The sequence below is a fragment of the Streptacidiphilus sp. MAP12-33 genome (genome assembly GCF_041261265.1).
Taxonomy (GTDB): domain Bacteria; phylum Actinomycetota; class Actinomycetes; order Streptomycetales; family Streptomycetaceae; genus Streptacidiphilus.
Genome location: NZ_JBGCCA010000020.1, coordinates 34,707 through 46,818, shown reverse-complemented (window position 1 = coordinate 46,818; position 12,112 = coordinate 34,707). Strand labels below are relative to the sequence as shown.

Here is a 12,112-nt window from a genome sequence, read left to right as displayed (position 1 = left end):
ACCAAGCACCACAGGGAAGGCCCAAGCCATGGTCATCGTGCTGCTGCTCATCCTGGCCGCCGTCGCGCTCGGCATCATCGGCGCGGTCGTCAAGGGCCTGTTCTACCTGCTCATCATCGGCGTGGCCGTCTTCCTCGCCGCGCTGCTCCTGGGCGCACTCAAAGTCCGCCGAGGCGCGCGGCGTCCCAGTCGCTGACCACCGCCCCGGCCGCGTTCCACCGCGCGCGGCCTGCACCAGTCCGGTGGAGGGCCGGCCCTCTCCTCCACCAGGTCTTCGCCAGGACCGGGCCAACGGGCCACACCGTGGCCAGTTGGCCCGGTCCTGGCGTGCGGTCACTGGTCGGAGTAGCTGAGGTCTCCGACGGTCCAGCTGTTGATGTCGGCGATGCGGATGCGGTACATGCCGCCGGTGTGGGGCAGCCCGTAGCTGCCCTGGAGGATGCGTGCCAGGTGAAGGTGGAGGTGGGTCGGCCGTCCGCTCTCGTCCCGGTCGGCGGCGTGGTGCGCCTCGGCGGCGGCGAAAGGCGCGGAGAACGGCTTGAGGTGTTCCGATGCTTCGAGGACCTCGGCGACGCGCTCGCGCCACAGGCTTTCCGGGGCGAGCCTGCCGGTGATCACGGCGCCGGGGACGACCACGGTGAGGGGCATCTGGTTGCTGTGCTCGGACTCCACCATTGCGGCGATGTCGGCGAGCAGCCCATCGGGTTTCGACATGGCGCCAGATTATTGCGCCGCACCAGCGCGCCTCGCAGGACCCCGTGGGCCCTCGTGTCCGCCCCGGCGACCGCGGCGCGGACAGTGGAGACCCTTGCGGGAGCCGTTGCCTGCTGAGCCAAACCGAGGCGCCGGTCGCTCTCGCCCCGGGCGCAGCACCGCGTGGTCCTGCCGGCGTGCGCCTGCCTGCGCCTGCCTGCCTGCCTGCCTGCCCGCCTGCGCCCGCGGGACAGGAAGTTAGCTCTTCCAGGGGCAACGCAAAATCTATGCTCGCCGGAGTAGACATGGCTCTCGTTGGCGGTTAGTGTTTCTCTCGTAGTCAGCAGTCGGTGATACCCGCCGGACATGAACCGGCGGTCCGCAGGACAGCAGTTCGCATGACGGTCCGGCAGCAGAGCCCCGAAGCCGAGCAAGCGAAGGAAGGGCGACGGAGCTGGCTGTCGGACCGGGCGGCCCGCGGTTTCCAAGGGGCCGCCGCCTGTAGTAGGGAAGTGCCGGCAGTCACAGGAACACAGCAGGGAACCCAGTAAAGGCGCCGGGACTGCGGGCGCGCGTGCTGGGAAGTCCGACAGTCCGGTCGTCGCGGTTGGGCGACCAACGGCGAAAGGCCTCCGCCCCGGTGGCGATCATCGGCCACCGGTCCACGGGCGCAAGCCGGAACGACCAGCAGTACGCAGTTTCCCGTCAGCTACGAGATGAACGAAGGAGGGCGCAGGCGCCATCAGGATCGCCCGGCCGGTGAACACGCGCCCGGGCGGATACCGCAGACCCCAAGGCAAGGACGGTGGTTTCCGGTCACGCTTACGCGATCCCCGCACGCCCCATCCCCCGGGCAGTGCGGAAGAACAGGACCGGCCCAGGCCGGTAGATGGTGATGTTTCCCTTCGGGGCCCCGGGCCGACACAGGTCCCGGGGCCCCTCGACGCGTTCTCGCGAGAACCAGAGAGGTGCAGTGACTCCCACGCCCAGCCCTGACACGGCCGACACCTTCGACGACGACGACTACCCGGCCTACACCATGGGCCGCGCCGCCGAGATGACCGGTACCACCCCCGGATTCCTACGAGCGCTCGGCGAACACCGCCTGATCACCCCACTGCGCTCCGACGGCGGCCACCGCCGCTATTCCCGCTACCAACTACGCCTGGCCATGCGCGCCCGCGACCTGGTCAACCAGGGCACCGCCATCGAGGCCGCCTGCCGCATCGTCATCCTCGAAGACCAGCTCGAAGAAGCCCTCCGCATCAACGAACAACTGCGCCGCGCCGGCACGGGGCAGGAGCCCACCGCCGACACCTAGGGTCCAAAAGCCTGGGGCGTCCCGCGCCCCGGGTCCATGGCGTGCACATCCTGTCCCGGCTGTCCGTTCGGGGTCCACAGAGGACGAGCCCGACAGTAGGAGCGTCCGGCCGAGGTCGCCGTCCGTAGCCTTGCTACGGGCGGGGCAACCGGCAACCGCGACGGTGCTGCACGACAAGGGTCGCCGTCCTGCCGTTCGTTCCCAGCCCACTCATACCATCAGGCAAACAGCGGGGTCCCCGCCGCAACGGGCACGCGAACGGCACGGCCGCCCTGATGTCCCAGGATGATCGTCCACGTCAGCGCGATCCGCGTCGGGTTCCGCCACCGGACCTGGCGGACCTGGTCATCGTCTGCCCCTTCTTCGCCCTCGCTCGCGCGCAGTCCCCGGGCCCAGAGCGACCTGGTCCGCACCCGCCGGGCCTGCCACCATGTCCTCCGGTACCGTGGCGGCGTCGAACTCGGAACCTCGTCCCACCCCGTGGCCCGGCACCGGTCAACCCAGCTCACCGTCGACGTCAGGACCGATGCCGGTGCTGGGCCAACGCTCCGCCGGCGGAACACCGGTACCCTCGTGGCACGGGCCTGCGGCGTGAAGGGATGGGAACGCGTGGACTGCGACGAGTTCGTCGAGTTGGTCACGGACTTCCTTGACGGCGCCCTGCCCGAGGCCGACGAGGCGCGCTTCGTCGAGCACCTCGCTACCTGTGACGGATGCGAGGTGTATCTGGAGCAGTTCCGGCAGACCGTCGACACCCTCGGGGTGCTCCCCGCCGACAGCCTGTCGGAGCAGGCGAAGGGCCGGTTGCTGACCGCCTTCCGTGGATTCCGGCGCGGGTAGCGCCCCCGCCTCAGCGAGACGAGCCGCGGAACGCGGCCAGCAGGATCGTCCTGCGCGCCGGCGGCAGGGCCGTCGGCCGGGGGGCGGGCAGGGCTGCCGGCCCGAGGAGTTGGATGAGCTGCTGATGCTGTTCCAGCAGGGTCCGGCAGGACGGGCACCCGTCGAGGTGGATGACGAGGAGCGTCTCGGATCTCTCGTCCAGCGCGCCGTCGAGGTACGCGGTGACGAGCTCGACGAGCTCGGAGCAGGTCATGGCAGGTCCTGGTGCTGCGTGGTGGCGGTGCTGAAGTAGCTTTCGAGCCTCGCGCGCACCGCGGCTCGGGCCCGGTGCAGGATCACCCGCTGGTTGCCGGGGGAGATGTCCAGCATGTCGCAGACCTCGTCGGAGCCGTGGCCCTCGATGTCACGCAGCGTCACCACGATCCGGTGGCGGTCGGGCAGCGCGGACAGGGCTTCGGCCAGGACGGCGCGGACCTCGGTGTTCAGTGCGGCGTCCTCCGGCAGCGTCCAGGGCTGCGGTCGGTGTCCCGGGTTCCAGTGGCCGGAGTGGGGATCGTCGGAGGGCCGGAACCGTGACGGGTCGACGGTGGGCCCCTCGTCCTCGGGGAGCAGGCTGCTGAACGGCAGGGTGCGGCTCTCCTTGGCGCCCCGGGTCTTGGCGGTGTTCACCAGGATGCGGAACACCCAGGTCCTGAGCGAGGCGCGCCCCTCGAAGCGGGCGAGTCCCTGGATGACGGCGAGCCAGGCCTCCTGCACCACCTCCTCGGCCGTCGCGTTCGTGGACACGAACGACCGGGCCAGCCGCAGCATCGACGGTGACCAGTGGTCCAGGACGAGCCCGAAGGCCGTCTCGTCCCCGCCGCGAAGTCGCTCGACCAGCTCGTCGTCGGGCGGCAGTGGGACGTCGCGTGCCACGAAGGCTCCTCGCGGTCGGGTACAGGGGCGCTCACCGCACGATACCCACCCCGTCTGGTCCTCCGCGTCGGCCGAGGGCTTTCGTAAGAAGTCAAAGACCGCCCGTGGTTTCCCAGTTACTCGCGGTTTCGGCGCGTTGGAAGGGTGTGCCGGGGACGCGGTGACCCGCCGCGGCACACCCGAGCGGGGCCGGCTACCGCGTCACGGCCGCCATGCCGGCCGAGCTCGCCGGGAGCCCGGCGACGGTGACTGTCGGTGCTCCGGGCGTCCCGTCCGCGGCCAGCGGCACGGCGTCGATGCGGCCGTCGCGGTTGTCCAGGATCCACAGCGCGTCGCCGGAGACGGTGGCGTCGCCGACGTGGCCGCCCGGCGTGGTGGCGCTGGCGTCGAGCAGCCGCAGGGATCCGTCGGCGCCGACGGCGTAGGTGGAGACGGTGCCGGACCCGGCGTTCTCGACGTAGGCGGTGCGGCCGTCGGCGCCGACAGCGACCCAGCAGGCGGCTGTCTGCCCGTCAGGGACCGTGGCCGCCGTCTTCCGCAGCGTCCCGTGCGCACTGAACCGGTACGCGCTGGCCGAGCTGGCGCCCGCGCCGGCGCCGACGTTGGAGACGACGGCCGTGCCGCCCCGGCCGAACGCGAACCCGAACGGGGTCTGTCCGGCGGAGGGGACCGACGACGCGGGACCGGGCGCACCGGCGGAGTCGAGCGGCAGCACGTCGAGGGTGCTGGAACCCTTCTCGGTGACCAGCAGCGCGCTTCCGCCCGGCACGACCGCGACCTGCGCCGCCCCGGCCGCCCCGGCGGACAGCGGCTGCCGGCCGAGTGGGATCAGCCGGTTGCCCAGACGCCGGAGGGCGGTCACCGTGCTCTGGCCCAGGACGTAGACGCGGTCGCCGTGGGACGCGACGCTGACCGGCCCCGCGCCGGTGGGCGCGGTGCTCTGCAGGTGGAGGGACCCGTGGCGGTCTATGGAGAACCGCGAGACGGTGTCGGAACCGGCGTTGACGGCGTACAGGGTGCGGCCGTGGTCGGCGACCGTGACCGCGCCCTGCGATCCGAGGCCGCCGCCGTTGCCGAGGCCGCCGGTCGCGAAGCGTCCGACGATCGACCCGTCGGCCCGGTAGGCGAGGATCGCGTTGCCGGTGGCGGCGTTGGTCTCGGTGTAGACCGTGGTGGTGCGCGGACCGTGCGCGGCTGCTGCGGTGGCCGCCCGGGCGGGCGCGGCGACTGCGATCGCGCCGACGGCGCAGGCGGTCACGACGGCGCAGGACAGCGCGTTCTTGGCGTTCAAGGGGAAGCCTCCGATGGCCTCGTGGGTCGATGACGGAGCTTCAGTCCCACGCACAGGCCCATCCGTTACAGGCGGTCGGCGCCGACTTTGAAGCGCGACGTCCGGCCGGTCGGGCCGGAGGCGCGCGTGCCGGCAGGACAACGCCCCTCTCAGCTTCGCTTGAAGACCTCGGAGGGGCGGTGGTCGCAGGGGAAGAGGTGCACGCCCTTTCCGCCCGCCACCTCGCCCAGGCAGAGTTTGGCCTGCTTGGAGTGGATCGTGTCGCCCACGAGCGAGAACTGCTGGGCGGGATTCCCGCTGCACCGGGCGATCTGCACCACCGTGTCGACCTTGGTGGCGCCCCAGGCGGAGTCCATGCAGAGCCCGTCGACGCCGATCGTGCCGTCCGGGGAGAGGGCCCATCGAAGGCTCGGGTCGCCGTCGCAGACCGAGAGGACCAGCGGAGTCCCGTCCGTGCCGACCGAACCGCTGAGGCACAGGCCGGTGGCCGGGTTGCGCAGTGTCGGCTTCGTCGGCGGGACGGCCCCCTGGCTCGCCGTCGTGGCACCTGACGGGTTGCCGGCGGTGGTGCCGCCACCGGGCGGGGCGTTGGTCGACGCCCCCGTGAGAGCCGAGGTCCGGGCCACCGGTGTGGTGGGCGCGGGGGAGCCCCGCAGGGCCAGCGCCACTCCGGTCGCTCCCACCACGCAGGCGATCACGGCGGTCGCGATCACCAGCCACCGTCGCAGGGAGGCGTGCGGCGCCGTCTCTGCGTTCGCGAACCCGGCCCCGTGGCCCGCGAGCGGGGCTCGGCCCACGGGAGGGGTGTCGGCGTCGTCCGTGTCCGCGGCAGGCGTGTCCCAGGTCGTGTCGTCCCGCAGCCGGTGGGCGACGGGCTCGTCCAGGATGCCGGTGTCCACGAACCCGGCCGCGTCGAGGGTGAAGCGCCAGCGCGGGTGCTCCACCCGGCCGACGACGACCACGGACCAGCGTCCGTCGGGATCGTTGGCCAGCGTGTAGACGCGTTCGCGATCCCGGCCGCCGGGCAGCCCGTCCAGCAGCAGCACCCCGCCCGCGTGGTCGGCCAGGGCCGCCTCGGCGTCGGCCAGGGACTGTGCCTCGGTCGATCCGAGCGCGCCTTCCGGGCCCGACCGGAAGCCGACGCGGACCACCCGTACGTCGCGCGACCACGGGCTCGTCCCCAACTCGCCGGTCCAGTCCTGTGCCAGCCTGCGGGCCTGCCGGACATCGCCCTCCAGGCCGATGATGCCGCCGGCCTGGCTGAGGTTGAGCAGCACGAAGCCCTGGCTCGCGCTGCCCAGCGACACCAGTCGCGGGTACGGCTCGGCCAGGGAGTCGTCCACGCCCGCGCTCTGCAGGCGGCGCAGCGGAGCCTGCCAGACCCGGCCGTCGTTCTCGGCGGACCATCCCGTGGGGGGCCGCTCGTCGGGGGTCTTCAGCTGGAGCCGGACGGCCTCCGGGCCGACGACGACCGCGTGCGCCACGGGGAGGCCGCGGTTGTCACGGTCGCAGGCGGTGGCCAGCACCCGCACGATCCGGTCCACGGTCCACAGGCCGTGGTCGGCGCGCGGGGCCGGGCCGGCCGGCGGCGCGCTCCGCCGCGACCGGCGCAGCGGGGCGAGCCAGGTGCCGCGGCGAGGACCGCGGGCAGCGGGTCGGGTCGGCATCGTCACCTTCGACTCCTCGACTTCGGACGGACGGCCGGTGGTGGTCGGCGACCACCCGGCCGGTGTGGCGGCACCCTCCCGACGTGCGGTGACGGCCGCTCGCCCGGTCGGGCCCTGGATGTAGCCAGAACGTTGACCGTCCATCAGAGAGCTGTCAACGCCCGGTCCCTGCGGGCCTTGGGTCCCAGGGCCCAAGGCCCGCAAGCGGGTTCTGGACCGTCCTCGAGCGCCTTCCTAGCATCGGCTGGACCGGTACCGACCACGCACCTGCCGGCGCCGTCCGCGCGAGCCGGGACTTTCGGCGGCAGGACACGAGAAGGGGCACCCCATGGCGAACATGAACGTCACCTACCAGGAGATGTCGGACACCGCGGCGAGGATGCGGAACAACAAGACCGACATCGACGACAAGCTCACCGACTGCAAGAACATCGTCGACAGCCTGACCGGCAACGGCTTCGTCACCGACCAGGCCTCGGGCAGGTTCGACGAGGTGCACACCGAGTTCGTGAACTCGGCCAACCAGGCCATGGAGACGCTGGACCAGCTCTCGACCTGGCTCGACAAGGCCGTGGACGCGATGCGGGAGATGGACACCCAGCTCACCAGCTCGCTCAACAAGTAGGCACACGCAGGCAGCAGAGGGGTTGGCCACCATGCCCATGTTGATCACCATCGCCCGGCACCCCGACTGGTCAGCCGACGTGGTCGTGGACGCCGACCCGGGCACCCTGCTGCGCGACGTCGTCAAGAACCTGCTGGACAGTCTCGACGCGTCCCAGTCCCCGCCGCCCCAGCGGGACGAGGTCGGGGACGCCGTCGAAGACGCCGCCGAGGTCTACCTCGCCGACCAGCGGCTCGACCTCGGCCGGTCGCTGGCCGTCAGCGGGATCCACGACGGCAGCGTGCTGTGGCTGGGGCGCCCCGGTCCCTCCGCCGGCACGCGTTCCGGCCTGGTCACCGTCCGGGCGGTGGCCGGGGCCGGAGCCGGACGGGTCTGGTACCTGGACGCGGGCGAGTACCGAGTCGGGTCCGATCCCCAGTGCCGGATCACCTTGGGAGCCGACCAGCCGCCGGTCGTCGCCGTGGTCAGGGTCTCGCTGGACGCCTCCGTGCGGGTCCGGGCCGTCGCGGCGTCGGGGCTGCTGGACCGCTCCCCGCTCCCGGACCGCGACGTCCGGTGGCGCCCGGCGGTCCAACTGCAGCTGGGGGAGACCGTCCTGGAGGCGCACCCGCTGTTGCGGCCGGACGCCGTGGTCGAACCCTCGGCGGACGGGGAGTACCTGGACTACAACCGGCCTCCTCGGCTGCTGCCGCCGGTCCAGCGCACCGCCTTCCAGCTCCCTACGCCGCCCAAGCCCGCGTCACCGAGCGCGCTGCCATGGCTGGCGGCGGGCCTGCCGGCCGTCTTCGGCGGGTTGATCGCGATGATGACGCACAACCCGATGTTCCTGATGATGGCGGGGATGTCACCGGTCATGGCGATCGGGACCTGGGTCAGCGGCCGACGACAGGGCAAGGTTGGTCACCGGCGGCAGCTGGCCGAGTACCAGGCCCAGCTCGCCGCCACCGAAGCGGAGATCGCGACCGCACTCGACCGGGAACGGCTGGACCGCCGCGCCGCGAGCCCGGACCCGGCCGAGCTGCTGGTCATCGCGACCGGCCCGCGCGCCCGGCTCTGGGAGCGCCGCCGTACCGACCCCGACCACCTCCTGGTCCGCGTGGGCATCGCCGATCTGCCCACCGCGATCGCCGTGGAGGAGACCGAGGGCACCCGCCGTCACCGGGAACTGCGGGCCGCGCCCGACGTCCCCGCCGCCTTCTCCCTCGCGCAGGCGGGCGTGGTCGGCGTGGCCGGACGCGACGAGTGGCCCCGGCGGATGGCGCGTTGGCTGGTCGGGCAGCTGGCCGTGCTGCAGAGCCCGCGCGACGTGCAGCTCTACATCCTGACCGATCCGGCGGGCGAGGCCCTGTGGGAGTGGGCGGCCTGGCTGCCGCACACCCGGCCGCAGTTGGGGCAGCAGGCGCTGGCCCTGGTCGGCGCGGACGCCGAGACGCTCGGCCATCGGGTCGCCGAACTGGTCGAGCTCATCGACGCGCGACAGCAGGCCCGGCTCAACGCCGGATCCGGTGCGGCACTCGCCGACCCCGACGTCGTCGTGGTGCTGGACGGTGCCCGACGGCTGCGCGCGCTGCCAGGTGTGGTGACGGTGCTCCAGGAGGGCCCCGCCGTCGGCGTGTACAGCATCTGCGTGGACGCGGACGAGCGCACCCTGCCGGAGGAGTGCACCACGGTCGTCGTCGGCGGCGAGGCGCGCCCGGCCACACTGCGCCAGCAGCGCGCGGTCCAGATCGACGGCATCCTGCCGGACGAGGTCGCGGCCGACTGGTACGAGGCGACCGGCCGCCGGCTGGCGCCGCTGCGCGACGTCAGCGAGAACCAGGGGGAGAGCGCCCTGCCGGGTTCGGCCCGACTGCTGGAGATCCTCGGTCTGGACGACCCCACCCCGGCGGCGATCGGCGCGCGCTGGCGCTCCTCGGGGCGCGGCACCAAGGCGCTGGTGGGGTACTCGCTGAACGGGCCGTTCGCGCTGGACCTGGTCGGCCACGGTCCGCACGGCCTGGTGGCCGGGACGACCGGCTCGGGCAAGTCGGAGTTCCTGCAGACCCTGGTCGCCTCGCTGGCCGTCGCCAACCGCCCCGACGCGATGACCTTCGTACTGGTCGACTACAAGGGCGGCGCCGCGTTCAAGGACTGCGTCGACCTTCCACACACCGTCGGCCTGGTGACGGACCTGGACACCCATCTCGTCGAGCGGGCGCTGACCTCGCTCGGCGCGGAGCTGACCCACCGCGAGCACCAGCTCGCCGCCGCGGGCGCCAAGGACCTGGAGGACTACCTCGACTACGCCGCCCGCCGTCCCGAACTGCCGCCGATCCCACGACTGCTCATCGTCATCGACGAGTTCGCCTCGATGGCCCGCGAACTGCCCGACTTCGTCAGCGGTCTGGTCAACATCGCGCAGCGGGGACGGTCGCTGGGCATCCACCTGATCCTGGCGACCCAGCGGCCCTCCGGGGTGGTCTCGGCGGAGATCCGCGCGAACACCAATCTGCGCGTCGCGCTACGGGTGACCGACGCGGGGGAGAGCACCGACGTGATCGACGCCCGCGAGGCCGCGAGTATCGCGGCCTCCACGCCGGGGCGTGCCTACGCCCGGCTCGGACACAGCTCGCTGATCCCCTTCCAGACCGGTCGGGTCGGCGGACGCCGCCCCTCGGCCGACCCCGCGGCGGCCGTGGCGGTGCCGTTCCTGCACCCGGTCTCCTGGCTGGAACTGGGCATGCCCGCGCCGCAGCGCCCCCACACCGCGGCCGAGGCGACCGAGGTGACCGACCTGTCGGTGCTGGTCAAGGCGATCAGGCAGGCCGGCGACCTGCTGGGTGTCGCCCCGCAGCGCCGGCCGTGGCTGCCGCCGCTGCCCTTGTCCCCGGTGGTCGAGCTCACCCGCGACGAGGAGCTCGGCACGCACCCGAATCCCAGGTTCTCCTGGGCGGTCCAGGACCTGCCGATGCAGCAGCGCCAGGAGCCGGTGACGGTGGACCTGGCCACCTTCGGACATTTGCACATCATCGGCGCCCCGCGCTCCGGACGCTCCGCGGCGCTGCGGACCTTCGCGGCGGCGGCCGCCGCCGCGGCCGGGGTGGCGGACCTGCACCTGTACGGGCTCGACTGCGGCAACGGCGCGCTGCTGCCGCTGACCCGGCTGCCGCACTGCGGAGCGGTCGTGCAGCGCACGGAGACCGACCGTGCCGTCCGGCTGCTGCGGCGCCTGCACGAGGAGGTGCAGAACCGTCAGCGCCTGCTCGGGGAAGGCGGCTTCGCGGACGTGGCCGAGCAGCGCGCGTCGAGCCCGCAAGCCGAACGCCTTCCGCACCTGGTGCTGCTCCTGGACCGTTGGGAGGGTTTCATGGGCACCCTCGCCGAGTACGACGGCGGGGCACTGACCGAGCTGGTCCAGACCCTCCACCGGGAGGGCGGCAGCGCCGGTGTGCACCTGGTCATCGCCGGGGACCGGATGCTGCTGAGCGGCCGGATGAGCTCGCTGTGCGAGGAGAAGCTGGTACTGCGCCTCTCCGACCGCAGCGACGCCTCGCTGGCCGGACTCAACCCGCGCAAGATCCCGGAGAACCTGCCGCCCGGCCGCGGCTACCGGGCCGGCAGCGCGACCGAGACCCAGGTGGCGCTGGTGGCGGCCGACCCGGCCGGTCCGGCGCAGGTCGCCGCGGTGCACGCGCTGGCGGCCCGGCTCACCGAGCGGGAGGCGGCCGTACCGAGGTCGGCACGGCCCGGCCGGATCGCGGTGCTGCCCACCCAGCTCTCCTTCGACGAGGCCTGGGAGCAGGTGCGGTCGAACGGGACCCCGCCCCCCATGTGGGCGCTGCTCGGCGTGGGCGGCGACGAACTCGATCCCGTCGGCGCCGATCTGCTGGGGGACCAGCCCACCTTCCTGGTCGCCGGACCGTCCCGGTCCGGGCGCAGTACCGCACTGGCCGTCATGGCGGAGTCCCTGCTGCGCGGCGGGACCGAACTGGTCATCGGCACGCCGATGAACTCGCCGCTGCGCGAGTTCGAGGGACGGGCAGGCGTGCGCGGCGTCATCTCGGAGGAGGCGCCCACCGAGGCGCGCTTCGCCGACCTGCTCGACCCGGGCGACGGGCCGGTGGTGCTGCTGGTGGACGACGCCGAGGCCTGGCGCGACCTGTCCTGCCGGGACTGGCTGAAGGCCTTCGTCCGCAGGGCCTCGGGCAGCAGGCGGGGCGTCGTCCTCGGCGGTGACGTCGCGTCGGTGGCGGCGGGCTTCTCGGGCTGGCAGGCAGAGGTCAAGAAGAACCGGCGCGGCGCGCTGCTGTCGCCCCCGAACATGAGCGACGGCGACCTGGTGGGCGTGCGGCTGTCGCGCTCCCAGCTCTGCGCCCGGGTCGTGCCCGGCGCGGCCCTGGTCCACCTGGGCAGCGGCAGCCTGCTCACGGCCCAGATCCCCTCGGCCGCCCCAGCCCCCTCGACCACCTCGACCGGCAAGGAGCAGTGATGGCAGACCTCGTGGTGAAGGACCTGCAGACCCTGGTCAACGACCTCAACGAGCTGATCAGTCAGTTCGAGGGAGCGTTGGACTTCCAGAACGACGACAAGGGTCTGTGGGGACAGCACAACGCCAACCTGTCGATGGGGGACTTCGCCGACAACTGGACGGTCCACCGCGACGCGATGGTCAAGGACATGAAGACCCTCCGCGACAAGGTGACCAAGGTCGACGAGGCCTGGTCGCAGGGGGACCAGAACCTTCTGGGCTCGCTCCAGAACGGCTGACGAAAGGAAGGTCC

General features: G+C 72.6%; 11 protein-coding genes. 6 read left to right on the top strand and 5 right to left on the bottom strand.

The genetic code is table 11. The features are described 5' to 3' along the window. Positions 1-28: 28 nt before the first annotated feature. Entirely contained in the window at positions 29-196 is a 168-nt protein-coding gene (locus tag ABH931_RS20510) for a hypothetical protein (protein WP_370115264.1), read from the top strand. Positions 197-333: 137 nt separating this feature from the next. Here the strand turns inward: ABH931_RS20510 and ABH931_RS20505 are convergent, their stop codons facing one another. Further along, on the bottom strand, positions 334-714 hold the full coding sequence (locus tag ABH931_RS20505; protein WP_370115262.1) for a hypothetical protein: 381 nt from the start codon (positions 712-714) through the stop codon (positions 334-336). 1,018 nt (positions 715-1,732) lie between these two features. Between ABH931_RS20505 and ABH931_RS20500 the strand changes: the two genes are divergently transcribed. Together ABH931_RS20500 and ABH931_RS20495 are read left to right on the top strand one after the other, a co-directional pair. Beyond that, positions 1,733-2,014 carry a MerR family transcriptional regulator gene (locus ABH931_RS20500; RefSeq protein WP_370115436.1) on the top strand — a complete coding sequence of 94 codons (282 nt, stop codon included), beginning with the start codon at positions 1,733-1,735 and terminating at the stop codon, positions 2,012-2,014. 609 nt (positions 2,015-2,623) lie between these two features. Then, positions 2,624-2,854 carry an anti-sigma factor gene (locus ABH931_RS20495; RefSeq protein ID WP_370115260.1) on the top strand — a complete coding sequence of 77 codons (231 nt, stop codon included), beginning with the start codon at positions 2,624-2,626 and terminating at the stop codon, positions 2,852-2,854. 10 nt (positions 2,855-2,864) lie between these two features. Here ABH931_RS20495 and ABH931_RS20490 read toward each other — a convergent pair whose 3' ends face one another. The 4 genes from ABH931_RS20490 to ABH931_RS20475 all read right to left on the bottom strand — a co-directional run bounded on the left by ABH931_RS20490 (position 2,865) and on the right by ABH931_RS20475 (position 6,727). Beyond that, positions 2,865-3,107, bottom strand: a complete 243-nt coding sequence (locus ABH931_RS20490; RefSeq protein ID WP_370115258.1) for an anti-sigma factor — start codon at positions 3,105-3,107, stop codon at positions 2,865-2,867. Then, positions 3,104-3,769: an RNA polymerase sigma factor gene (locus ABH931_RS20485; RefSeq protein ID WP_370115256.1), complete on the bottom strand. Its 666-nt coding sequence runs from the start codon at positions 3,767-3,769 to the stop codon at positions 3,104-3,106. The genes ABH931_RS20490 and ABH931_RS20485 overlap by 4 nt, the downstream gene beginning before the upstream one ends. A gap of 193 nt (positions 3,770-3,962) precedes the next feature. Further along, the gene (locus ABH931_RS20480) at positions 3,963-5,060 is read right to left on the bottom strand and encodes a hypothetical protein (RefSeq protein ID WP_370115255.1); all 1,098 of its coding nucleotides are present in this window, start codon (positions 5,058-5,060) and stop codon (positions 3,963-3,965) included. Between the two features lie 149 nt (positions 5,061-5,209). Beyond that, positions 5,210-6,727, bottom strand: coding sequence for a ricin-type beta-trefoil lectin domain protein (locus ABH931_RS20475; protein ID WP_370115434.1), 1,518 nt, complete (start codon positions 6,725-6,727; stop codon positions 5,210-5,212). Positions 6,728-7,055: 328 nt separating this feature from the next. Between ABH931_RS20475 and ABH931_RS20470 the strand changes: the two genes are divergently transcribed. Genes ABH931_RS20470 through ABH931_RS20460 form a run of 3 tightly spaced genes read left to right on the top strand, consistent with a single transcriptional unit; the run spans position 7,056 to position 12,098 of the window. Then, positions 7,056-7,352: a WXG100 family type VII secretion target gene (locus ABH931_RS20470; protein ID WP_370115253.1), complete on the top strand. Its 297-nt coding sequence runs from the start codon at positions 7,056-7,058 to the stop codon at positions 7,350-7,352. 31 nt (positions 7,353-7,383) lie between these two features. After that, on the top strand, positions 7,384-11,820 hold the full coding sequence (locus ABH931_RS20465; RefSeq protein WP_370115251.1) for an FtsK/SpoIIIE domain-containing protein: 4,437 nt from the start codon (positions 7,384-7,386) through the stop codon (positions 11,818-11,820). Then, positions 11,820-12,098, top strand: a complete 279-nt coding sequence (locus ABH931_RS20460; protein ID WP_370115249.1) for a hypothetical protein — start codon at positions 11,820-11,822, stop codon at positions 12,096-12,098. Before ABH931_RS20465 ends, ABH931_RS20460 begins: the two co-directional genes overlap by 1 nt. Positions 12,099-12,112 lie beyond the last annotated feature (14 nt).